The following is a 24,823-nucleotide window of genomic DNA, read 5'->3' as shown; positions in this document are numbered from 1 at the left end:
CTTCTCGATACAATTTTCTCATGCTTCGAAAATCACTCGAAGTGACATCTAGGTTGTTAATTGTGATTTTGGTTAGTATGTCTTCTCGATACATTTTTTGTTCCGTTGCCCTACACAAAGAATACTCGAAGTGACATTTGGGTTGTTGATTGTGTTTTAGTTAGTATAGCTTCTCGATACAATTTTCTCATGCTTCGAAAATCACTCGAAGTGACATTTGGGTTGTTGATTGTGTTTTTGGTTAGTATGTCTTTTCGATACATTTTTTGTTCCGTTGCCCTATACAAAGAATACTCGAAGTGACATTTGGTAAATGAGCTTCTCGATACAATTTTCTCATGCTTCGAAAATCACTCGAAGTGACATTTGGGTTGTTGGTTGTGTTTTTAGTTAGTGTGGCTTCTCGATACAATTTTCTCATGCTTCGAAAATCACTCGAAGTGACATTTGGGTTGTTGGTTGTGTTTTTAGTTAGTGTGGCTTCTCGATACAATTTTCTCATGCTTCGAAAATCACTCGAAGTGACATTTGGGTTGTTAATTGTGATTTTGGTTAGTGTGGCTTCTCGATACATTTTTTGTTGCGTTGCCCTATACAAAACATACTCGAAGTGACATTTGGTAAATGAGCTTCTCGATACAATTTTCTCATGCTTCGAAAATCACTCGAAGTGACATTTGGGTTGTTAATTGTGATTTTGGTTAGTGTGGCTTCTCGATACATTTTTTGTTGCGTTGCCCTATACAAAACATACTCGAAGTGACATTTGGTAAATGAGCTTCTCGATACAATTTTCTCATGCTTCGAAAATCACTCGAAGTGACATTTGGGTTGTTGATTATGTTTTTAGTTAGTATGGCTTCTCGATACAATTTTCTCATGCTTCGAAAATCACTCGAAGTGACATCTAGGTTGTTAATTGTGTTTTTAGTTAGTATGGCTTCTCGATACAATTTTCTCATGCTTCGAAAATCACTCGAAGTGACATCTAGGTTGTTAATTGTGTTTTTAGTTAGTATGGCTTCTCGATACATTTTTTGTTCCGTTGCCCTACACAAAACATACTCGAAGTGATAATAGGATTAAGCGTCAAAAAGCCCCGTGCTCATTAGGGGAGTCTTTGTCAATCACTTGGCCTAAATCCCAAAGCTCTACTATTTTATCCTGTTCAAATCTAAACATATGAACCACGGCGATAGCCATAGCTTCTTTGCCAACATGTGAATGTGTTATCACGGTATCACCATCCTGGTAACAGCTTTTAATGTCTATAAAGGTGTTGGGTTGGGTTTTATGGGCGTCTTCCATAGCCAGCTTTAAGGATTCCCTATCTCCTTTAAAATATTGATTGTGATGGATAAAATCTTTATCTACAAACTTATCATAAGCTTCTTGAACGTTTCCTAAACCTGCTAATTTTAAAAAGGAGCTGGCGATGTCTTTTTTAGTCATAGATGTTGTTATTAAGTTTTGTGTTTATATGCGAGCTACAAAGCCACCACCTGGAACTAATTTAACTGTTAAAACATCTTTTTTGGATACTTTCTGTTCACGTCTATCTATAGCGGTATTGGAAAGGTTGTTATCGTATATGAGTGTGGCTTGCTTTGGCTTTTTCAAGAAATCTAAAGGGATTTTAACTTCTCGTTCTGTAGCGCCATTCATCACGCCAATCCACCACGTGTCACCTTTGCGTCTTGCGTAAGCCACCACTTCGCCTATGCTTGTGCATGACAATACTTTGGTTTCATCCCAAACAGTTGGCACTTCTTGAAATAAATCGAACATGGGGCTTTCCAGATAGAATTTATATTGGTCTGTAAAATGGGTGATGGGCGATAGGTATACAATGGCCTGAGCAAATTCGTGTGGCCATGTAAATTTTGTAGAGGTTAGTTGTTTAGGGTCTAATATAACAGGGGTTACATCTGCCGCACCAGCCATTAAACGAGTAAATGGCAAGTTGACGTCCAGCTCTAAAGGAGCGACTCTGCGGTATCTTGTCATGTGGTACTCATTGCCACGAACGGCTTCTCGTGTTATATCGTTTGGATAGGTTCGGGTTAAGCCTGTGGGTTTTACACTGCCGTGGAAGTTTAATAATAATTTTAATTCGGCACAGTCTTGCATGGTTCCCATATACCATTGCATGATATTGGAAGTGGCGTCGGGAATAAAGTCAATTTTAATACCATCGGCACCAAGGGCTTTTACTCTTTCTAGATAGGCACGGCGTTTGTCGCCTTCACGCATTTCATTGGAATTCACCCAAACAATGGATTTTACCCCGATACTCTTGCCATAAGCAATGACTTCGGCAAGCAATGCCCATTGGTCTTTTTCTGGTGTTTTCCAAGTACGCCAGCCATCATCTACAAGATAGTATTCCCATTTTAATTTTGCAGCAGCATCGTACCAGTTCTTTTGATCTTCGTAAACAGGACTGCCAACGCTCCACCATTGCCATAGGCAACGACCTGGTTGTACCCACGAAAAGTCCATGTTTTTGGCAGGGGCAGGACAAAGGTTCGTTAATAAATCGGAATTTATTAAATCTGTAATATTATGAGTAACGATGGTTGTACGCCAAGGGGATACAAGGTCGCCTTTGTAAGTGCCATCTAAGACCAAAGGGCCGTTGTCTGCTCTTTTTTTAATATCCCATCCTTCTTTTTCAAAAGGGAAAGTGGCCTTCAATATATGGTTGGAACGCATAAAAGACATGTCTGAAAAGGTTTCACAATCAGCCTCGGAAATAGAAAGATAATGCCCTGCGACTTCAAAAGTGATAGGTCCCATAATAGGTTTGTCTTGTGGAATGTTTTCTAAAGTGGTTGTATAGCTTAACCCTTCGTAGCTTTGATGAAAATCTGCCCATACAATTTTAGTAGTTTGCTCTGGAAGGTTCCACGAAGTAGATTCACTATTGATACGTTTGGAGCCTTTTGGGATTGTGTAGCGAATAGCCACGCCATCATTATAAACCCGAACAATCAGTTTGAATGATTTTCCGGCGGTTTCTATGGGTATGGTTGCTTCGGTGGCATGATTTTTTGCCACCGTATGGCTGCCAAGAATATTATAACTCTCATGAATGTCACTAAAGATGGCTTTGGACGTTATTTTTGCTTGATGGCCTAAATCGATACTATCAACCGTTATTCCTAGAGGCGAGGTGTTTAAAACCTGAATACCGTCTGAATCAATCGCATATGACAGGCGACCTTCTGTAGTTACCGTAACCAAAGCAGAAAGTTTTTTGTTAGGGCTGGTAATCTCAATACGCTCTTGCGCCAAGGCGAAATGAATACTAATGAATAAAAAGAGGAATGTCGTGATTGATTTAGTAATAGATTTCATTTTAGTAGTTGTAAATGTTTAATATATGATAGCGAACGAATATAATTGATTTTTTTATAATATGTACAGAACCGTTTTAATACTTCCATACCAAAACATCTGCGGTTTTTATGGCTTTAGTGCCTATCAAAATCTCGGCAGTATGGGGCAAATTCATGTTGTAAATGGTGTCGGAATAATTTACGGCAATACCAAAACCATCACGGTAGTCTACCATCACGCCTTCAGGATAATTTTCGATAGCAATGTTTTGTTGGTTGTATAGTTTGGTTAAGACTTGTTTTTCTAAATCTCCTTTTTTAGAATCGACCCCTATATAAGTGACGGTGCCTTTTCCTAGTGGATGATGAACAATGGCGGGTGTGCCTTTATAGAACTCACTATCATATGTTCCCCAAATGCTGGTTTCTTTATTTGGCTTCAATAAATCGCCCCAACTGATCCATTCGAAATCTTCATTATTGAATTTAATATTGCCCGGAGCTTGTGGAATTAACAAATCGTACGATTCAACTTGAGATCCTATCAATTTCCACATAGGTTCATAAAACTTGGCTTCCCATAAATGGCCTTTTCTATTTTGTATTCCAGAACGGCATGTTAATACTAAATTACCACCATTATGGGCATATGCTGTTAGTTTGTCAATCATTTGCTGGTCAATCATTTGATAAGCGGGGACTATTAAAACCGGATACTTTGAAAAATCTGTTGAATCCCTTACAAAATCAACGGGTGCCCCAAAAGATTTTGCGGCTTTGTAATATTTTAAGAAATGTTCGGTGGTATTCCATACTCTGGTTTGCTTATTTAAATTAATGCCCATTACGTTATCAGGATTAAACAAAATGGCGGTTTTGCGTTTCAAATAAGAATCTGGTAAGGTGGATTTTGTATTATATTTTTTGCGTAAGGTGTTGATTTCCTTTGTGAACTGGCTGAATTCCAAACCACCCGGGGTTGGTGTTACGCCATCCGTGCCTACAATGCCATAATGGTATTGTTCATAACCATATAAAGGGGCACGGTAGCGATAGGTGCAGGTAAACTTACTGCCTCCGGCAAACACATGCCAAAGCCATAAACGGGTCGTGCCTGGTAAGGGTTGTGGATTAATACTTCCCCAATTAACTTGTCCGGGTTGTAATTCCATAACACCATATGCGCCTTTTAAAGGACGGAAAAAATCGTTTGCCATCGCTATACTGGAATAATCACCCACGCGGTATCCTTGAGATCCAATACCATCATTATTGCCATGAACCATATAACGTGTATAGGAAACAAAATCAAGTTCTTTACTCATGCCTATAAAGCTAACATCATACATGGGAATGTAGTTGGAGGTAATCCATTGGTTTGGACTTGAATATTTGCGAATTTCTTTAGCTTGGTCATCTAAAAAAGAGGCTGTTTCATAATCGGCAAAGCGGTAATGGTCTAGCCGAGCGTGTAAATTCATGCCCCATTGTTTGTGTAGGGGCAAATTAATTTCATCAAAACTAGTGTAAGTACCACTCCAGAAATTAGTCCCCCAAGCGTCATTTAAAGCCGCAATGTTTTTATATTTTTCTTTTAACCAATCGCGAAAACGTTGTGGTGCGTCTTGGCCATAATCAAGAAAACGACGGGGTTCATTATCCAATTGCCAGCCAATGATTCGTTTGTCATTTCCATACTTTTTTGCCAATTGCTCAATCATTTTCATGGAATAACTGCGGTAATAATTACTGGAAAAGGTGGCGTGTTGCCGAGAGCCATGATCCATTTTAGTACCGTCTTCTTCGGTGGCTAATACATCAGGATGTTTACGAACCAACCACACAGGAGGCGTGGCCGTTGAGGTACACATGATGACTTTTAAATGATGTTTTGCTGCCAATTCTAAAGCTTTGTCTAACCATGTGAAATCATATTTGCCTTCTTCAGGTTCCAATTGTGCCCAAGCAAATTCACCTAAATGGGTAAATTCAAAGCCCATGTCGGATATGTTTTTAAGATCGCGATCCCATTGAGAGGCATCCCAGTGTTCAGGATAATAATAAACGCCCACAGTAGTAAGTGCTTCAGAAGGAAAAAAAGCTTCTATATTTTGGGCAAAGGCGTGGCTGTTTAAAAGTATAAACAGCATTGGTATTTTGAAATCAATTTTGAAAGGCATGATGGTTATTTGGTTTAGATGAATTAGAGTAACTAAATATAACTGTAATTTTAAAATTTCTGTTATATGTTGTTTGTTAAATGAATTTAATATGCCCTAAATATATTTTTTTAGGTTCATGCCCTTATTTTATGGTAAAAGAATAATTGTATTTTTGCAGTATGCAAAACACGCTTCAAGATTTTATTTCGCCAAAAGCACTACATCTTGTTTTAGGCCTTTTAAAGCATGAAAGCTTAACGGTTAAAGTAAAAAATGAACGGAAAACACGGCATGGTGATTATAGGCGTTTGCCCAATGGGAAGCATCAAATAACAGTGAATTCCAATTTGAATGAATATCGGTTTTTAATCACGCTCATTCATGAAATAGCCCATTTTGAAGCTTACAGAGCCTATGGGAGGTTAATAAAACCTCATGGAATGGAGTGGAAACGTACGTTTCAGCATTTAATGTTGCCATTCTTGAATCCAGATATTTTCCCTTTGGAACTTTTGCCATTATTGGCAAAACACTTTAAGAATCCTAAAGCAACAAGTGATACCGATGCTAAATTAGCATTTGCATTAAAACAATTTGACCAACCAAATGATAAAACCTATATTTTTGAGGTGCCGTTTGGAACCATGTTTAAATTGTATAATGGCAGAATTTTTAAAATGGGACCATTACGTGTTAAACGTTATGAGTGTTTGGAAGTTAAAACAGGAAAGTTGTATCTTTTCAATCCCAATGCGGAAGTAGAATTGATTAATATATAAGAACTTAGTAAAAATAAATTAACACACATTCTTAATCATTTAAGAAAAAATAAATAAAAACATGAACAAAAATTATTACGCGATATTAATGGCAGGCGGAGTAGGATCTAGATTTTGGCCTGTAAGCACCGAGAGTTTTCCAAAGCAATTTCATGATATGTTAGGTACAGGCGATACGCTTATTCAAAAAACATTTCATCGTTTGGCGCACTTAATTCCAAAGGAAAATATTTTTATTTTAACCAATGAAAAATATAATGACTTGGTATTGGAACAACTTCCTGAAGTAACACAACGTCAAGTCGTTTTAGAACCCGCCATGCGAAATACAGCGCCTTGTATTTTATATGCTTCGTTAAAAATACAGAAAGAAAACCCAGATGCAGTGATGATTGTGGCTCCTAGCGATCACTGGATTGAAGACGAAGTGACGTTTTCAAAAAATGTACAGCAAGCCTTTGATTTTTGTTCGAACAATGATGCGCTTGTCACCCTTGGTATTCAACCAACATTCCCAAACACTGGCTTTGGTTATATTGAATTTGATAAAAACTCTTCCGATACCATTAAATCCGTGAATCAGTTTAGGGAAAAACCAGATTATGTTACTGCAAAATCATTTATTGAGCAGGGCAATTTTCTTTGGAATGCGGGTATTTTTATGTGGAGTGCTAAAAGTGTGGTAGAAGCTTTTAAAATCAAACAGCCTAGTTTATATGGTCTTTTTGAAAACGGTATGCATGCTTATAATACAGATGGTGAAGACGAATTCATTTTGCGGAATTACCCGAATGCAGAAAATATTTCGGTTGATTATGCGATTATGGAAAAATCAACCAATGTATATGTGATTGCTGCCGAATTTGATTGGAACGATTTAGGAACTTGGGGAAGTTTATATGATAAGTTGGATAAAGACAGTTCTGGAAATGCCGTTGTTAGTGCAAGAACTTTAACGGAAGATGCTTCTGGTAACATGATAAGGGCCAAAAAGAATAAGATTGTGGTTATCGATGGCTTGAATGATTATATTATTGTAGATAAAGAAGATGTGCTCCTTATTTATCCGAAGTCAAAAGAGCAGGATATTAAAAAAGTACTCCAAAAAGTGAAAGATACTTTTGGGGCAGAGCATGGATAAAAATCTATTTTAATACAGGCTATTTATTTTATATTCGTGTATTAGTAGTTAAAACAATTATAGATGGAAGAAAACAAATCTGGCATGTCTGATGACGAATCTAAAAAGGCGGAATCCGTTGAGCAATCTAAAGACGATGTGAAAAAAGATGCTCAAGGGTTGTTTTTGAGCGTAAGTAAGTTTCTAAAAGAACTATTGGATTTTAGGGAAGATACCGATAGAGATGCTACAATACAAGCTATAAAGAATGATATCCCTTTTAAAGGTGCTACTGCTTGGATATTAGTATGCTCTATTTTTGTGGCATCTATTGGTTTAAATGCGAACTCAACGGCTGTTGTTATTGGAGCCATGTTGATATCTCCGCTTATGGGTCCCATTTTGGGGGTTGGGTTGTCTATAGCCATTAATGATGTTGATACCTTAAGACGATCACTCATTAATCTTGGTATTATGATTGTTCTTAGTTTACTTACGGCATTTTTGTTCTTTTATTTATTTCCATTAAGTGAAGATACTTCGGAGCTTTTAGGACGTGTAAAACCAGATATTCGTGATGTATTGATTGCTTTTTTTGGTGGTTCGGCATTACTTATAGCCAGAACTAAAAGAGGTACTATAGCTTCTGCCATTTTTGGTGTAGCTATTGCCACTGCTTTAATGCCGCCATTGTGTACGGCTGGTTACGGATTGGCCAAAGGCAATTGGCAGTATTTTGGAGGTGCCATGTATTTATTTATTATCAATACCATTTTTATTGCGCTTGCTACTTTTATCATTTTAAAAGTATTACGTTTTCCGATGCTTAAGTATGTGAACTCGGCGAAAAGAAAACGTATTGGAAGATTGGCTTCTTTGTTAGCTATTGTAGTGATGATTCCTGCGATGTGGACGTTTGTAAATGTATTGCAAGAGAGTAATTTTATGAGGGATGCCAAAGCTTTTGTAAATAATGAATTATCGGCATTACCACATTCTGAATATATAAAAAAGAATGCTATTTTTAATTATACCAATAGTAAAATACATACGATCGAGCTAAATACCTTTGGCCTTGATGAAATTCCTGAAAGTTCTATAGAGCTTATCAGAGCTAGGATGAGTGATTATAATGCCTTGAACAATACTCAGTTGATATTTAATCAGAATAAATCTAAAAATTTAGATAATATAAAAAATTTAGAAGAATTACGTTCCAGGGATTCATTGGATTTATTATCCCAAACCCAAAAAATAATCTTCCTTGAAGATAAGGTAAGTCAGTTGTCAAAATATGAACGTAACCAAATTCCTTTTGATGATATTGCTAAAGAGGTAAAAATAAATTATACCAATTTACAAGAGTTTTCATATGCTATTGAAATAAAAACAAACTTTAGTAAGATAGATACGATTCCTGTATTTGAGGCTAAATGGAATGCTTCTTTAGAAAAAGAAGATGCCATTTTAAAGGAAAAAGAAAAATTAGAGAAGTGGTTAAAGCAACGATTATCTTTAGATACGATGGTCGTGAAGCGACTTTATTAATTATTGTTTTTCTTCAATATACATTTGGCGTACTTTTTTCATCAATTCTGAAGAATATACAAAATTGGTAACTGCTTCGTTATCTGTTTTAAATATGGTGTCTTTTGAACCTTCCCAAGCTTTTAAGCCATCTTTTAGAAACACGATTTTTTCACCAATTTCCATCACCGAATTCATGTCATGGGAATTGATAACGGTGGTAATATCATATTCATTTGTGATTTCTTGAATTAAATTATCGATGATGATAGACGTTTTTGGGTCGAGACCAGAGTTAGGTTCATCACAAAACAAATATTTAGGTTTGTTTACAATGGCTCGCGCTATGGCCACACGTTTTTGCATACCACCAGAAGCTTCACTAGGCATTTTATTATGAGCATCAATCAGGTTGACACGTTTTAAAACGAAGTCGACACGGTCTTCCATTTCGCTTTTACTTTGTTTCGTAAACATTTTTAAAGGAAACATCACGTTTTGTGCAATGGTTAAAGAATCAAACAAAGCACTCCCTTGAAATACCATGCCAATCTCACTTCTTAAATCACGTTTTTGGTCTTCTGTTAATTCCGAAAATATTTTACCGTTGTAAGCAATGCTTCCTTGTTCATAAGGAAAAAGACCCAGTAAGCATTTTATAAAAACCGTTTTACCGGATCCACTTTGACCAATAATAAGATTGGTTTTACCTTTTTCAAAAAACGTGCTAATGCCTTTTAAAATTTCAACATCTCCAAATGATTTGTGTAAATCTTTAACTTCTATCATTAGCTTAACAACATTTGGGTTAGTAAATAATTTAAAAGAATAATAACCACACTCGTCCATACAAAAGAGGTGGTGCTAGCTTTACCTACTTCTAGAGCGCCCCCTTTCATAAAAAAACCATGAAAGGATGGAATGGTTGCCAAAATAAAAGCAAACACTCCTGTTTTAATAAAAGCGTAGGTAACATGAAAAGGATTAAAATCCAATTGAATGCCCGCAATGTAATCACCCGCAGTACTAAACCCACCATACACACTGGCTACCATGCCTCCTAAAATTCCTAAAAACATCGCTATAGAAATAACAAAAGGGTATAGTAACAATGAAATAAATTTTGGGAATATGAGGTAGTTTATAGAATTGATACCCATGACCTCTAAAGCGTCTATTTGCTCTGTAACACGCATGGTGCCTATGCTAGAGGTAATGAATGAGCCCACCTTTCCTGCCATGATGATAGATATAAACGTTGGGCCAAATTCTAAAATAATAGACTGTCTTGTAGCAAAACCAACAAGGTTTTTAGGTATTAAAGGGTTACTTATATTTAACGCCGTTTGAATAGCTACAACACCACCTACGAAAAATGATATAAAAGCAACAATACCAAGGGATCCAATGATTAAATCATCAATATCTTTTAGGATTAATTGTTTCATAACGCTCCACTTTGTGGGTTTTCGAAACATTTCGACAATCATTAAAAAATAAGCGCCAATATTATGAAGGTATAACATATCAAAATTTAATAGTGCTAAAGTAAAAAAAAGTTAGAGGTATTTAACCTTAATTTTAAATTAAGATATTTTTAAAACCGTATTTTTGACAATGAAATAGTAAGTAGCATGAAAAATAGTTTATATCTAATATTAGTTTTTGTTTTGAGTTTGTCTTGTAAAGCTCAAAATAGCGTTTCTAAACTAACGCAAACAAGTACAAATCCAAAATTAGTAGTTGGTATTGTTGTGGACCAAATGCGTTATGATTATTTAACTCGTTTTTATAACAAATATGGCGAAGGTGGTTTTAAACGTATGATGAATGAAGGTTTTAATTGCAAAAACAATCATTTTAATTATGTGCCAACTTATACGGGGCCTGGGCATGCTTCGGTTTACACAGGAACCACCCCGAAATATCACGGTATTATAGCTAACGATTGGTACGATAAAGAAATCAAGAGCATGGTGTACTGTGCTGGTGATGATGCTATGCAATCTGTGGGAATGGAAACTTCAGATGGACAAATGTCTCCACATCGAATGAAAACAACAACTTTTTCTGATGAGAACAGATTGTTTACCCAAATGAAAGGGAAAACAATAGGAATTTCTGTTAAAGACAGAGGGGCTATTTTACCAGCAGGTCATACGGCCAATGCAGCCTATTGGTTTTATGGAAAGGATAAAGGATATTTCATTACTAGTTCATTTTATATGAATAGTTTGCCAAAATGGGTACAGAGTTTTAATAATTCCAATAAGGTTCAAACTTATTTAAAACCCTGGAATACGATGTATGATATTGAGACTTACACAGAAAGTGGTAGTGATAAAAATACCTATGAAGGTGGCTTTAAAGGGAAGGAAACTGCAACATTTCCTTATGATTTAAAGGCTTTGGAAGATAAAAACGGAGGTCTTGATATTTTAAAAACGACACCTTATGGTAATAGTATCGTGGCTGATTTTGCCATAGCGGCTATAGATGGTGAATCATTAGGTCAAGATGATATTACTGATGTGCTAGCGGTTAGTTTTTCTAGTACAGATTATGTTGGACATAATTTTGGAGTGAATTCTAAAGAAGTTGAAGATACTTATATCAGATTAGATAAAGATTTAGAGCGACTGTTTAATGAATTAGATAGTAAAGTAGGTAAAGGCAATTATACGGTGTTTTTAACGGCAGATCATGCGGCCGTAGATGTGCCTGCTTATTTGGAAAGTGTACATGTACCTTCGGGATATATAGATAATAAAGAGCAGTATCAAAAGATTAATGAATTTATGGTAAATAAGTTCGGTGATACCAAATTAATCGAAAGTGTTACAAACAACCAAATATTTTTAGATAGAGAGAAAATAAAGGAACTTCATTTAAATTTAGAAGATGTACAGGAATCTATTGTAAATGAAATTATAACCTATCCCCATATTGATAAGGCCTATAGTGCAGCGACAATGAATAAAGCTTCGTTTACAGAGGGTATTGAATCATTGTTGCAAAAAGGATTCAACCAAAAGCGTTCTGGAGATGTGCTTTTTGTTTATGATACTGCTTATATTTCTTATGGCAAAACGGGGTCTACACATGGTTCTGCGTTTAATTATGATACCCACGTACCACTTTTGCTTTTTGGGAAAGGCATAAAACATGGAGAAACTATTCAGAAAACAGAAATAACAGATATCGCACCGACCATGTCTGCTTTATTGGGAATTAGTTTTCCTAGTGGAACTATTGGGAAACCACTAGAATTTGTTTTAGAATAATTTGACCAAAAAAACAATATATTCTTTAATCGCTATTGCCCTTGTATTAGGGGTTTATGGCTATGAGCATTTTTTAAAAAAAGAAGAGGAAATAGTTATTGTTAAAACTGGTGAAGTCCCTAAAAGCGATACAAATGAATATTTTCTTCCAACGAGTACAACAGGGCAAATAGTTCATCATGAAGCTTATTCGCTATCCTACAGCGAACCTCATGAGCAAGCTGAGTGGGTAGCCTATGAATTAAAAAAGGAGCATCTTTCCAGCGGTAATTTTAAACGACCTTATTTTGAAATTGATAAAGCTGTAAAAACAGGAGCAGCCGATTGGAGAAATTATAAAAATTCAGGTTACGACCGTGGACATCTTTGTCCTGCGGGCGATAGAAACTATAGTCAGTTTGCACATGATGAAACTTTTTTAACCAGTAATATTAGCCCCCAAAAACACGATTTTAATTCTGGTGTTTGGAATCGGTTAGAACAAAAAGTACGTTATTGGGCAAGTAAATATGATGGTGTTTTTGTAGTGACAGGCGGTGTTTTAAAAGGACAAATGAAAACTATTGGTAATGAACATGTGGCTGTACCAAATCAATTTTATAAAGTATTGATTGATAACAATACAGGGAAAACCAAAATGATAGCTTTTTTAATGCCTCATCAAGAGTCTGATAAACCATTATATGAGTTTGTAGTTTCTGTTGATTCCATAGAAGCTTTAACGGGAATTGATTTTTTTCCTGAATTGGAAGACCGTATAGAAAACAAATTAGAAGCTTCCAGTAATTATAAAGATTGGAGTTTTAATTAGTTTTGGTGGTTCTTGGTTGTTAGTTGTTGCGCTAAGCGCAATCAAAGTATGTCTTTACTTATATGTTTTGTTTAATAACTTCAACATCCCTTTCCAACGTAAATTTCTAATAAATTCACCTTCTTCTTCTGTTACTAAAAAGGCTATTTTGTTTTTCCTAGCTTTAAAATAACCAACCATATAATCCTTAAATAAATCAAACCGTCTTTTTTTATAAGCTAATTTGATAGCGGAAATTAGGGTAATTATAAAGCCATAGCGCATTTTATACATGGCTTCTCCTTGTAAATATTTTGACGCTTTGTTATATGAAATCCCTGTTGGTTTTAAATGTTTAATATGTAATGATTCATCTGTTAACAGTTCCCAACCATAATATTTAGCCAATAATTCATCAACAGTATCCCAACCCATGGATGGTTTCAATTTCCCAATTTGTAAAAAACAGTCTTTTTTATAGGCTTTTAAAGCACCACGGATGTGATCTTTATTGGTTAAGTTTTCTAAAATCCACTCACCATTTTTTTCGATATAACAAAACCCAGCAGCCATACCGAGTTTTTTATTCTTATTAAAATGAACAGAAAGTTGTTCTAAATAGTTGTTTGGGAAAATTAAATCGGCATCAAATTTACATATCACATCATAATTGGAGTCTAAAACGTCATAGCCTTTATAAAACGCATTGATGATTTTAGAGCCAGGTAAATGTTCGTTAGATGATTTAGAGTTTATTAATTCAACCCAAGAATATTTAGTTTTATAAGCTTCCACTATATTTTGTGTGTCATCTGTTGAATTATCATTAACAACCACTATGCGTTTGGGTTTTAATGTTTGATTCACCAAGGAATTAAGAGTTAATCCAATAGAACTTTCTTCGTTGTGGGCGGGAATGATAATGTAAAAATTCATAGTTCATGCTAATTACATGCAAATATCCTTATTTTTGTCTGGTAACTTGATGAATTTGCAAAAAAAGGTTTTTATAATTATTGTTTCCTATAACGGAGCGCAGTGGATTCAAAAGAATTTAGAATCTTTAAAGCAATCTATTTATCCGGTTAAAACCCTTTTGATAGATAATAATTCATCTGATGAAACTGTATCAATAGTAAAATCGTTTCCTAATGTGCAATTGATTTTGTTAGATGAAAATTTAGGCTTCGGAAAAGCTAATAATATAGCTATAAAGGAAGCTTTAAATCAAGAAGCCGAATATGTTTTTCTATTAAACCAAGATACTTGGATTTCTCCAAAAACGATTAGTAATTTGGTCATGGCTGCTGAGAAAAATAAAGACTTTGGGATTTTAAGTCCCATGCATTTTTCGGGGGATGGGATAACATTAGATAAAAATTTTGAAACCTATTGGAATAGGAAAACAAATTTTGTTTCAGAAAATATAGATGAAGTTTCTTTTGTAAATGCAGCGGCTTGGTTGATTCCTAAAGCGGTTATTAATAAAGTCGGTTTTTTTGAACCCCTGTTCAATCATTATGGAGAGGATCGGAATTATTCGGATAGAGTACTATTCCATAAGTTCAAAATTGGGATTGTAAAGGACTCTATAATTTATCATGACAGGCTTATTAAAAGACATTTCAAAAAAGATGTTATACAATCAAAATTTAGAGTATTAGCAAACATTTTAAATGTGAATGATTCTCTAATTGTGGGTTATTTGAAAGGATTTCGTTCGGTTTTGGGGTTGCCAAAATATTTTTTTAAGTTTTATTCGTTTTCTGAAGTAATTAAACTTTTTTTTATACTTATTGGTTATTTCATTACATTAAAATTAAACGTTTTAAAAATTTACAAAATACGTGCAAGCTATAGATAATGAAGGACAGTAAAACCCATAAACAAGCTTTTTGGTTTACCCTAATTAATTATTTAGGTGTTGCCATTGGTGTTATTTCTACTGTGTTTATTTATCCGTACAATAAAGAATTTTTAGGAATTGTGAGATATGTTGATAGTATGGCACAAATGCTTTTTCCTATTATGATTTTTGGTGGAGCGCAAGCATTAATTCATTTTTATCCAACACTCACAGAGCATAATAAAAGACAACTTTTTAAGTATGGTATTGTTACTATTTTATGTATAAGTATAGGTCTTTTGGTTCTGCTTATTTTAGGAAACGCTTTTGTTGAATGGGAAAATTATAACTATTTATATTACTCCCTTCCTATAGGTTTTGTGTTAGCATTTGTTGAATTATTTAGAAGGCAAGCCACTAATATTGAAAAATTGGAGGTGCCTACTTTTTATGAAAAAATAATTCCAAAAGTTAGTTTGCCTATTATATTCTTGCTGTTAATATTTGGATATTTAGATATTATTAAGAGTTTGGTAGCTTTTATTATCTCTTACTTTATTTTGTTTTTTCTTTTGGTTATTTATGTGTTAAAACACTATAAATTAAATAGGGACTTTAATTTTAAATCACTTTTCAGTGAGGTGCCAAAAAGGGAATATTACAGATATAGTTTTTACAGTTTTTTAGCAAGTTTTGGCTCGTTTTTAGCCTTTAGGATAGATACTTTTATGATTCCCGAATTCTTGCCTTTTGAAGCCAATGGGACGTTTAGTATCGGAGTGGCTTTGGCAACATCTTTAGCAATTCCGGCTACGGGAGTATTTGCCATTTATGCGCCTAAAATATCTGCTTACTTGAAAAATGATGGGATTAATGAATTAGGGAAAAAATATATAGAAACAGCTAAATTATTGTTTTTTATTGGAGCCATTTTATACGCCTCTATTGTTTTAGGTGTGGACTCTTTGTTTCAAATGCTACCTACTTATGACAAGTTGGTAGATTCCATTCCCATCATACTACTACTTGGCGTTAATGTGCTTTTTAATATGTCAACAGGTTTTAATTCTGAAATCATATCCTATTCAAAATATTATAGGTTCAATATCATAGCGATATTGGTTCTGGCTATTTTGAATATCTTTTTAAACCTATTCTTTTTAACTCAAACAAATTTGGGGATTGTTGGAGTGGCTTACGCATCTTTAATAGCTATGATAAGTTTTAACTGTTCTAAGCTTGTTTTTATTTATAAAAAATTTGGTATTCTACCTTTCGATAAACATTATTTAAAACTGTTCTTCACAGCCATTTTAGTGTTTTGTGTTTGTTATTTGTTGCCAGAAAACACGAATGCCTTGTTAAACCTCATCATTAAAGTAGGTTTAAATGCCTGCGTAACAGTTTTTATAACGTATAAAATGAAGTGGGTTTACAGCTTAAATTATTGGGTTGACAAACTATTTAAACTTGATAAACAATAGCATTAATATTCATTCCAGCACCCACACTCGCAAACATAATGACATCGCCTTTGCTAATAGATTGATTTTCGAGTTCACCTTTTAAAATCCGATCCAATAGAGTGGGAATAGTTGCTACACTAGAGTTTCCTAAATTATTTATAATCATAGGCATAATACCTTGAGGCGTATCCATATTGTATAATTTGAAAAAACGCTGAACAATGGCTTCATCCATTTTTTCATTAGCTTGGTGGATGAGTATTTTTTTAAGGTTTTTAATGTCAATACCGCTAGCATCTAAACAAGATTTCATGGCAGAAGGAACGTTTGTTATGGCGAATTCATAAATTTTTCTACCATACATTTTTATATAACGTCTTCTGCTTTTTGATTCAGGGTTATTGCTTTCTCCAAAATAAATATAATGAGCTTCATCAAATGCATGGGTAGCTGTTTCATGGGCAAGGATACCGCCTTCTAGATTGGTAGATTCTATGACTACAGCACCAGCGCCATCACTATAAATCATGGAGTCTCTATCGTGTGGGTCAAGAATTCTGGACAATGTTTCAGAACCAATTACTAAACATTTTTTGGCCATGCCTGCTTTGATAAAAGCCTTGGCTTGGATAACGGCTTCAACCCAACCTGGACATCCGAACAAAATATCATATCCAACGCACTTAGGATTTTTAATTCCCAATAAATGTTTTACTCTAGAAGCAATACTTGGTACGGTGTCACTTTGGTGAGAATCCTGTCTAACATCACCATAATTGTGAGCCACAATAATATAATCTAATTCTTCTGGATTTATTTTGGAGTCAACAATAGCACGTTCAGCAGCAAAAAATGCCATGTCTGATGAGTTCAAATGAGGTTTTGCGTAACGTCTTTCCTTTATGCCCGTTATGGCTTTGAATTTTTCAATTATAACGGCATTTGGGTAATTTATTGTTGAGCCATCACTATTTAAAAATTCATGATTTTGGAAGTTTTCGTTTTTCTCGATAATATCTGGAATATAGCTTCCAGTTCCGGTGATTTTAATATTCATATGAGACAATTTGTCTTAAGTAGTTACTAAGATAATTTCTATTTATTTAAGTCAAATTAATTTTGATTCCATTTTACGATGTTCAAAGCTAGTTTAAGCCTCCATATATGCTTCAATCGGTGCACAAGTACAGATTAAATTTCTATCTCCATAAGCATCATCTACACGTCTCACGCTAGGCCAAAATTTATTATTTTTTACATAGTCTAAAGGATAAGCAGCAGTGTCACGCGCATATGGATAATACCATTCATTCGCTGTTATCATCTCTAGAGTATGTGGCGCATTTTTCAAAACATTATTGTCATCTTCTTTAGAAGCATTGTCAATCTCTTTTCTAATAGAAATCATGGCGTCGCAAAATCTATCAATTTCGGCTTTGCTTTCGCTTTCTGTAGGTTCAATCATTAAGGTTCCAGCCACAGGGAATGAAACGGTTGGCGCGTGGAAACCATAATCCATCAAACGTTTAGCAATATCGGTTACTTCAATGCCATGGGCTTTAAATGGTCTGCAATCAACAATCATTTCATGGGCTGCACGTCCGTTTTCACCAGAATATAAAGTGTCAAAATAACCTTCTAGTCTGCGTTTGATATAATTAGCGTTCAAAATGGCCATTTTGGTAGCTTGTGTTAAACCTTCAGCACCAAGCATTTTTATATAGCCATAAGAAATTAAGCAAACTAGTGCAGAGCCATACGGTGCTGCTGAAATAGCGGTGATAGCTTTTTCTCCGCCTACTTTTTTTACAGGATTTCCAGGTAAAAAAGGAGCTAATTGTTTGGCTACACAAATAGGGCCAACACCAGGGCCGCCTCCACCATGAGGAATGGCAAAGGTTTTATGTAAGTTTAAATGGCAAACATCTGCACCAATATTTCCTGGGTTTGTTAATCCTACTTGGGCATTCATGTTAGCACCATCCATATAAACTTGACCGCCATTATCATGAATAATCTTAGTAATGTCTTTTATGGCAGACTCATAAACACCATGAGTTGATGGGTATGTTACCATTAAACAGGCTAAATTATCTTTATGAAGTTCAGCCTTTTCTCTTACATCATCAATATCTATGTTTCCTTCTGGGGTTGATTTGGTAACAATTACTTGCATGCCTGCCATAACTGCACTGGCAGGATTGGTTCCATGCGCCGATGACGGAATTAAGCAAATATTTCTATGGAAATCACCTCTGGATTCATGATAGGCTTTTATAACCATCAATCCTGCAAACTCTCCTTGAGCCCCAGAATTTGGTTGTAAGGACGTCGCCGCAAAACCAGTGATTTCTGTTAATTGGTTTTCTAGTTCTTTTAAAACGGTTAAATAACCTTGTGCTTGTTTCGTAGGAGCAAACGGGTGAATATTTCCCCATTTAAACCAACTTAATGGGAGCATTTCTGAAGCGGCATTCAATTTCATAGTACAAGAGCCTAATGAAATCATGGAATGGTTAAGGGATAAATCTTTGCGTTCTAATGATTTTATATAACGCATCAATTCGGTTTCAGAATGATAGGTGTTGAAAACATCTAAGGTTAAAAATTCTGATTGACGTTGTAAAGATTCAGAGATATTGTTTGATTCAGAAATAGATGAAATAACAATAGTTTCTTTTTTAGCAGCTTCAGCAAAAATAGAAATCAAATAATTAATATCTCTAATGGCTGTAGTTTCATTGATTGAAATGGTCACCGTTTTTTTATCAGGATAATACAGATTAACCTTTTTTTCTTTAGCGACTTTCTTTATTTTTTTTGCATTGGTTTTTATTTGAAGCGTATCAAAATAAGACGTGTTAATTTGATTATACCCCAATTTTTCCAAAGCACTAGCTAATGTTGCTGCTTTATTATGGATTTTATCAGCAATAAACTTTAAGCCTTTAGGGCCATGAAAAACACCATACATACTTGCCATGACAGCCAACAATACTTGAGCAGTACAAATATTAGACGTCGCTTTATCTCTCTTGATGTGTTGTTCTCGTGTTTGTAATGCCATTCGTAGTGCCCTGTTGCCATCCACGTCTTTTGTGACGCCAATGATACGGCCGGGCAAATCACGTTTATAGGCATCTTTAGTAGCAAAATATGCTGCATGAGGGCCACCATACCCCATGGGGATTCCAAAACGTTGTGTCGTGCCTAAAACCACGTCGGCTCCAAATTTACCAGGGGCCTCTAATTTTATTAAACTTAAAATATCTGCTGCAACAGCTACTTTAATTTGAGCATTTTGAGCCTTGTTAATGAAGGTTTTTATATCTGTAACCTGTCCGTCTTTACCAGGATATTGCAAAATGGCTCCAAAAAAATCCGAAGAAAAATCAAAATCAGTTTCGTTACCAACAATTAATTTTATACCAATAGGAATGGCTCGGGTTTCTAGTAAAGACAAGGTTTGTGGTAATATGTTTTCAGATACAAAAAACTTATTGATACCAGCTTTTTTCTGGTCACGATCACGAACTGCAAATAGTAACCCCATAGCTTCTGCGGCAGCGGTGCTTTCATCAAGTAATGAGGCGTTTGCGATTTCCATACCTGTTAAATCTGTAATCATGGTTTGAAAATTAAGCAAGGCTTCCAGTCTTCCTTGTGCAATTTCGGCTTGGTAAGGTGTATATGCCGTGTACCAGCCTGGGTTTTCCAATATGTTTCTTTGAATCACAGCAGGCAAAATAGTTGGGTGATACCCCAAACCTATATAGGTTTTATATGCTTTATTTTTTTTAGACAATTCATGGATATGAAGTAAATACTCATGTTCTGTCATAGGTTCATCTAAATGTAACCCTTTTTTTAATCGAATGTCGTTTGGAACCGTTTCGTTAATAAGTTGATCTAAGGAATCTACACCTATGGTTTTTAACATGTTATTTTGGTCATCTTCATTCGGACCAATATGACGCAGAGCAAAAGCGTTTGTATTCATAAAAATTGATAGAATTTAAGGTGCAAAATTACGTAATTAAAGATGCTTTTTTGCTTGAAAAAGTGAAAGTTTTTAACCATATGAAAGCGTTATTAACACTTTGCTTATTTTTGTAAAATGAAGTTATTAAAACAGTTCTTTAATTTTTACATAAATAGTAGTATTCATGTAGCATTATCTGTGTTTTCATTGTCATGGATTTCATTGATAGAGTTTAATATTCCCTATGATGCTTCCGTGTTATATTTTATCTTTTTTTCATCTATAACAGGTTATAATTTTGTAAAGTATTTTGGCATAGCCAAGTTTCATCACAGAAGCTTAGCAACATCGCTAAAAGCGATTCAGTTGTTTTCATTTTTTAGTTTTATAATATTGTGCTATTATACATTTCAATTAAATACGATTAGCTTATTTTATATTATAGGTTTTGGGCTTATTACTTTTTTTTATGCCATTCCATTTTTGCCAAAGCATTTATTTGTAGATAGCCGACAAAATTTAAGAAGTATAAGTGGTTTAAAAGTATATCTTATTGCGTTAGTTTGGTGCGGTGTGACCGTTTTTCTTCCTTTAATAAATAATCATTACGCTATAAATTCAGACGTTATGATAACAGGCATTCAAAGATTCATATTTATAATAGTTTTAATGTTGCCTTTTGAAATAAGGGATTTGCAATACGATAGTTTAAAACTAGCTACCATTCCTCAGAAAATAGGGGTGTGGCAGACTAAAATGATGGGAATGCTACTATTAATATGCTTTTTTCTTTTAGAATTTTTAAAAAATAATAAAACAGAAAATTACCTGATTGTTTTATTTGTAATGACTGTATTGACGATGTTGTTTTTAATGATTTCTAAAAAGGAACAAGGAAAGTATTTTAGTTCTTTTTTTGTAGAAGGATTACCAATACTATGGCTAATAATGCTTTTGCTTTTTAATTATTTTAGCTGATCTTTTAAAGCTTTCTCAAATTCTTTTTTCATAGCATCTTTACACTTTTTATCTAGACATTTAACTTTAGATATTTTGATACTATGGCTAAGTTTTTTATTGTTTTTTGAGTACTTTCGGCAAGCTTTGCAATAAATTAAATGCAAATTAAGCTTGATTTTTTCCCAAAGGGATGCTTCTTTATATTGTGACTTGTCACAAACATGATTTGCTTCTTCACAGGGCACAAATATTTTAACCTTACTACTCATTATTAAAACCAATTTTCTTTTAGACAATCTGCCATAGCGGTACGCGCTCTATGAATAATTACCCAAAGGTTAGACGCTGTGATATTTAGTTCATTACAAATCACTTCTGTTTCTTGTCCTTCCATAGTTTTCATTCTAAAAACCTCGGCTTGTTTTTCTGGTAATTTACTTAAACAGTTAAGTATAGCATCACCAAGTTCGCTGTTTTGCATGGTGTCTTCTGCTGTTTTATCAAATGGGTCTGCTATGCGTTCCTCAAGCCAATCCCCTTCGCTCTCATCATCGCTGTATGTGATTCTAACTTCGGCTTTCCCTTTATTGGAATTTATTTTACGGTAATGGTCAATAATTTTTCTTTTTAAAATAGAAATAAGCCATGTACGTTCGCTCGCTTCACCTTTAAAATTCTTCATAGATTTTAAAGCGGCCAAAAAAGTATCTTGCACTAAGTCTTGTGCCAAATCTCTATCATTTACACGTGTAATGGTGTAATTGAAAAGATAATCGGAATATAAATCAATCCATTTACTCGGATTTATTTCGTGTTCTGGCATTTAAGTGCGATTTTTTGAAAATCAAAAATAAGGTAAAAATTTTGTTTTTGTTATCTATATAGTCTAACAATCTAAGCAGTCTAATTAATCTATATCAACCCCGCCCGTTTCAACAATGCCTCAGGTTTTGGTTCTTGACCTCTAAAACGTTTGTAAAGTACCATGGGATCTTCAATACCGCCTTGAGACAATACATTGGCTTTGAATTTATCTGCAACAGTTTTGTTAAAAATACCTTCTTCTTGAAAATATTCAAAAGCATCGGCGTCCAATACTTCAGCCCACTTGTAACTGTAATAACCCGAAGAATAGCCGCCTTGAAAAATATGGGAAAACGAAGTACTCATACAGTTTTCTGCTACTTCAGGATATAATGTAGTGTTTTTAAAAGCCTCTACTTCATGAGCTTTCACATTGGTTATGTTTGTTGGGTCTTGTCCGTGCCAGCTCATGTCCAATAATCCAAAGCTTATTTGGCGAAGCGTTTGCATACCTTGATGGAAACTAGCAGATTCTTTTATTTTTTCTACTAAGTCCATTGGGATAAGCTCTCCAGTTTGATAATGCGTCGCAAACAATTCTAAGGCTTCTTTTTCGTAACACCAGTTTTCCATAACCTGACTTGGTAATTCAACGAAATCCCAAAAAACGCTGGTTCCCGATAAGCTGGGATAGGTTGTGTTTGCTAACATACCATGTAAAGCGTGTCCGAACTCATGAAATAAGGTAGTTACTTCGTTAAAAGTTAAAAGGGACGGTTTGCTTTTGGTTGGTTTTGTAAAGTTGCAAACTATAGAAACATGGGGTCTTTCCATATCACCATTTTTCACATATTGAGGTTTGAAAGAAGTCATCCAGGCACCATTACGTTTTCCAGGTCTTGGGAAAAAATCGGCATAGAAAATGGATACTAAATTGCCGTTTGAATCCGTTACTTTGTAAGTTAAAACGTCTTCGTGGTATGTGTCGATGTTATGTATTTCTTCAAAATGTAAATCGAATAATTTATTAGCTACTGTAAAAGCACCACTTATAACACTTTCTAGTTTAAAATAAGGTTTAAGCAATTCGTCATCTAAACTGAACAGTTTTTGTTTCAATTTTTCTGAATAATAAGAACCATCCCATTTTTCCAATTGGTCAATACCATCTAAGTCTTTAGCGAAATTTTCTAAATGTTTAAATTCGTTCTCGGCAGCAGGCTTAGCTTTTACTAGCAATTCATTTAAAAAACTTTCCACAGTTTCGGGTGTTTTTGCCATGCGTTCTTCCAAAACAAAATGAGCATGGGTTTTATAACCTAAAAGGTTGGCGCGTTCAAATCTGAGTCTGGCAATTTGTAACACAATGTTTTGATTGTCTAAATCATCATTGTGAAATCCTTTTTTACCAGCAGCAATGGTCATTTTTTTTCGAAGATTTCTATTGTCTGCATAGGTCACAAATGGAATGTAACTGGGATAATCTAAAGTGAATAACCAACCGTCTTTGTCTTTGGTTTCGGCTAATTGTTTAGCGGCTTCAATAGTACCTTCTGGAAGACCAGATAAATCAGCTTCATCCGTAATCAGCATCTCGAATTTGTTGGTTTCGGCTAATACGTTTTCACCGAATTTCAATGTCAATGTGCTTAATTCTTTGTCAATCGCTCTTAATTTTTCTTTTTTATCATTTGGCAGATTGGCACCGTTTCTTGAGAAACTTTTATATTTTTTATCGAGAAGCGTTTGTTGCTCTGTAGTTAAATTTAAATGGTCTTTAGAATTATAAACCGCTTTGATGCGTTTAAATAAATCTTCATTAAGAGTGATATCATTACTAAATTCTGATAAAAGAGGGGAAATGTCTTGAGCTATTTTTTGGATGGTATCGTTGGTTTCTGCAGAATTTAGGTTGAAGAAAATACTAGACATTCTGTCTAATGGTTCTCCTGAAAACTCTAAAGCTTCAATAGTGTTTTGGAACGTTGGATTTTCAGAATTATTTACAATCCCGTCAATTTCAATTTTTGCATTTTCAATAGCTTTTTTAAAAGCTGGAAGAAAATCATCATTTCTAATCTTTGAAAAAGGCGCAGTATTATAAGGAGTTTGGAATTTATTTAATAAAATATTTATCATACTAGTAATAAAGGTGTTAATTTTCTATTTTTGTTATGCGTGCATAATAAAAAATTTGTATCTTTGTCGAAATTTAATTGTAGGGTGACTAACTCAAATAATTAGTTAATGACTAACCTCGAATGTATTCGGGGTTTTTTTATTTTAAGTCATTGGCTGATTTAATTACGGCTTCTTTTAGGCTTTCTTTATATTCTATTATTTTGTTTAAAACATGAGCATTAGAAGAGCCAATAATTTGTGCTGCTAAAATCCCAGCATTTTTAGCACCGTTTAAAGCTACGGTTGCTACTGGCACACCTCCTGGCATTTGTAAAATAGAAAGCACAGAATCCCATCCATCAATTGAATTGCTGCTTTTTACAGGAACTCCAATGACTGGAAGAGGAGATAGCGAAGCAATCATGCCCGGTAAATGAGCAGCACCGCCAGCTCCTGCAATAATAACAGAAAAACCTCTTTGGTGCGCATTCTTGCCATAGTCAAATAATTTTTCAGGTGTTCGGTGGGCAGAAACAATATCGACTTCTACCTCAATCCCAAAACTTTTTAAGATGTCTACCGCATCTTGCATAACAGGCAGGTCGCTTTTGCTTCCCATAATGACTCCTACTTTTTGCATA

Annotated in this window: 20 protein-coding genes; 8 read left to right on the top strand and 12 right to left on the bottom strand. The window is 34.7% G+C overall.

Annotated features, from left to right (window positions below; all coding sequences use genetic code 11):
- Window positions 1–1,089: 1,089 nt before the first annotated feature.
- The 3 genes from DKT72_RS13655 to DKT72_RS13645 form a co-directional block, all read right to left on the bottom strand.
- Window positions 1,090–1,452: a nuclear transport factor 2 family protein gene (locus DKT72_RS13655; RefSeq protein WP_111309297.1), complete on the bottom strand. Its 363-nt coding sequence runs from the start codon at window positions 1,450–1,452 to the stop codon at window positions 1,090–1,092.
- 24 nt (window positions 1,453–1,476) lie between these two features.
- Window positions 1,477–3,360, bottom strand: a complete 1,884-nt coding sequence (locus tag DKT72_RS13650; protein WP_111309296.1) for a glycoside hydrolase family 97 protein — start codon at window positions 3,358–3,360, stop codon at window positions 1,477–1,479.
- A gap of 76 nt (window positions 3,361–3,436) precedes the next feature.
- Window positions 3,437–5,521, bottom strand: a complete 2,085-nt coding sequence (locus DKT72_RS13645) for a beta-galactosidase (RefSeq protein WP_111309295.1) — start codon at window positions 5,519–5,521, stop codon at window positions 3,437–3,439.
- A gap of 161 nt (window positions 5,522–5,682) precedes the next feature.
- Between DKT72_RS13645 and DKT72_RS13640 the strand changes: the two genes are divergently transcribed.
- The 3 genes from DKT72_RS13640 to DKT72_RS13630 all read left to right on the top strand — a co-directional run bounded on the left by DKT72_RS13640 (window position 5,683) and on the right by DKT72_RS13630 (window position 8,950).
- Window positions 5,683–6,282 (top strand): SprT-like domain-containing protein, encoded by a 600-nt coding sequence (locus DKT72_RS13640; protein ID WP_111309294.1) that lies wholly within the window; start codon window positions 5,683–5,685, stop codon window positions 6,280–6,282.
- Between the two features lie 61 nt (window positions 6,283–6,343).
- Window positions 6,344–7,423 carry a mannose-1-phosphate guanylyltransferase gene (locus DKT72_RS13635; protein WP_111309293.1) on the top strand — a complete coding sequence of 360 codons (1,080 nt, stop codon included), beginning with the start codon at window positions 6,344–6,346 and terminating at the stop codon, window positions 7,421–7,423.
- A 63-nt stretch (window positions 7,424–7,486) separates the two neighbouring features.
- Entirely contained in the window at window positions 7,487–8,950 is a 1,464-nt protein-coding gene (locus tag DKT72_RS13630; RefSeq protein WP_111309292.1) for a DUF389 domain-containing protein, read from the top strand.
- Here DKT72_RS13630 and DKT72_RS13625 read toward each other — a convergent pair whose 3' ends face one another.
- Together DKT72_RS13625 and DKT72_RS13620 are read right to left on the bottom strand one after the other, a co-directional pair.
- A complete protein-coding gene (locus tag DKT72_RS13625; RefSeq protein ID WP_111309291.1) occupies window positions 8,951–9,718 on the bottom strand; it encodes an ABC transporter ATP-binding protein in 768 nt (255 codons plus the stop codon). It abuts the gene before it with no gap.
- Window positions 9,718–10,455: an MlaE family ABC transporter permease gene (locus DKT72_RS13620; RefSeq protein ID WP_111309290.1), complete on the bottom strand. Its 738-nt coding sequence runs from the start codon at window positions 10,453–10,455 to the stop codon at window positions 9,718–9,720. Before DKT72_RS13620 ends, DKT72_RS13625 begins: the two co-directional genes overlap by 1 nt.
- Before the next feature lie 108 nt (window positions 10,456–10,563).
- Between DKT72_RS13620 and pafA the strand changes: the two genes are divergently transcribed.
- Both pafA and DKT72_RS13610 read left to right on the top strand, forming a co-directional pair.
- Window positions 10,564–12,213 (top strand): alkaline phosphatase PafA, encoded by a 1,650-nt coding sequence (pafA, locus tag DKT72_RS13615; protein ID WP_111309289.1) that lies wholly within the window; start codon window positions 10,564–10,566, stop codon window positions 12,211–12,213.
- 1 nt (window position 12,214) lies between these two features.
- Window positions 12,215–13,024 carry a DNA/RNA non-specific endonuclease gene (locus tag DKT72_RS13610; protein ID WP_111309288.1) on the top strand — a complete coding sequence of 270 codons (810 nt, stop codon included), beginning with the start codon at window positions 12,215–12,217 and terminating at the stop codon, window positions 13,022–13,024.
- Window positions 13,025–13,078: 54 nt separating this feature from the next.
- Here the strand turns inward: DKT72_RS13610 and DKT72_RS13605 are convergent, their stop codons facing one another.
- Window positions 13,079–13,939 (bottom strand): glycosyltransferase family 2 protein, encoded by an 861-nt coding sequence (locus DKT72_RS13605; RefSeq protein ID WP_111309287.1) that lies wholly within the window; start codon window positions 13,937–13,939, stop codon window positions 13,079–13,081.
- A 55-nt stretch (window positions 13,940–13,994) separates the two neighbouring features.
- Here DKT72_RS13605 and DKT72_RS13600 point away from each other — a divergent pair, with 55 nt between their 5' ends.
- On the top strand, window positions 13,995–14,867 hold the full coding sequence (locus DKT72_RS13600; protein WP_111309305.1) for a glycosyltransferase family 2 protein: 873 nt from the start codon (window positions 13,995–13,997) through the stop codon (window positions 14,865–14,867).
- Window positions 14,867–16,333, top strand: a complete 1,467-nt coding sequence (locus DKT72_RS13595) for a lipopolysaccharide biosynthesis protein (protein ID WP_111309286.1) — start codon at window positions 14,867–14,869, stop codon at window positions 16,331–16,333. Before DKT72_RS13600 ends, DKT72_RS13595 begins: the two co-directional genes overlap by 1 nt.
- On the opposite strand, the gene DKT72_RS13590 is transcribed toward DKT72_RS13595, so the two are convergent.
- Both DKT72_RS13590 and gcvP read right to left on the bottom strand, forming a co-directional pair.
- Window positions 16,314–17,372: a 3-oxoacyl-ACP synthase III family protein gene (locus DKT72_RS13590; RefSeq protein WP_111309285.1), complete on the bottom strand. Its 1,059-nt coding sequence runs from the start codon at window positions 17,370–17,372 to the stop codon at window positions 16,314–16,316. The two genes, DKT72_RS13595 and DKT72_RS13590, sit on opposite strands and share 20 nt — an antisense overlap.
- A gap of 93 nt (window positions 17,373–17,465) precedes the next feature.
- The gene (gene gcvP, locus DKT72_RS13585; protein ID WP_111309284.1) at window positions 17,466–20,315 is read right to left on the bottom strand and encodes an aminomethyl-transferring glycine dehydrogenase; all 2,850 of its coding nucleotides are present in this window, start codon (window positions 20,313–20,315) and stop codon (window positions 17,466–17,468) included.
- Between the two features lie 117 nt (window positions 20,316–20,432).
- On the opposite strand from gcvP, the gene DKT72_RS13580 reads away from it, so the two are divergent.
- Window positions 20,433–21,275 carry a UbiA prenyltransferase family protein gene (locus DKT72_RS13580; RefSeq protein ID WP_111309283.1) on the top strand — a complete coding sequence of 281 codons (843 nt, stop codon included), beginning with the start codon at window positions 20,433–20,435 and terminating at the stop codon, window positions 21,273–21,275.
- Here the strand turns inward: DKT72_RS13580 and DKT72_RS13575 are convergent.
- The 4 genes from DKT72_RS13575 to purE all read right to left on the bottom strand — a co-directional run bounded on the left by DKT72_RS13575 (window position 21,263) and on the right by purE (window position 24,822).
- A complete protein-coding gene (locus tag DKT72_RS13575; RefSeq protein ID WP_111309282.1) occupies window positions 21,263–21,526 on the bottom strand; it encodes a hypothetical protein in 264 nt (87 codons plus the stop codon). The genes DKT72_RS13580 and DKT72_RS13575 overlap by 13 nt on opposite strands.
- 2 nt (window positions 21,527–21,528) lie before the next feature.
- Window positions 21,529–22,080 (bottom strand): sigma-70 family RNA polymerase sigma factor, encoded by a 552-nt coding sequence (locus DKT72_RS13570; protein WP_111309281.1) that lies wholly within the window; start codon window positions 22,078–22,080, stop codon window positions 21,529–21,531.
- A gap of 89 nt (window positions 22,081–22,169) precedes the next feature.
- Window positions 22,170–24,200 carry a M3 family metallopeptidase gene (locus tag DKT72_RS13565; protein ID WP_370445576.1) on the bottom strand — a complete coding sequence of 677 codons (2,031 nt, stop codon included), beginning with the start codon at window positions 24,198–24,200 and terminating at the stop codon, window positions 22,170–22,172.
- A gap of 139 nt (window positions 24,201–24,339) precedes the next feature.
- Entirely contained in the window at window positions 24,340–24,822 is a 483-nt protein-coding gene (gene purE / locus DKT72_RS13560) for a 5-(carboxyamino)imidazole ribonucleotide mutase (protein WP_111309280.1), read from the bottom strand.
- Window position 24,823 lies beyond the last annotated feature (1 nt).

Source organism: Confluentibacter sediminis, from assembly GCF_003258355.1.
In the GTDB taxonomy this organism is placed as follows: domain Bacteria; phylum Bacteroidota; class Bacteroidia; order Flavobacteriales; family Flavobacteriaceae; genus Confluentibacter; species Confluentibacter sediminis.
Note: the sequence above shows the minus strand (reverse complement) of the source record. Positions and strands in the feature narration are given on the sequence as shown.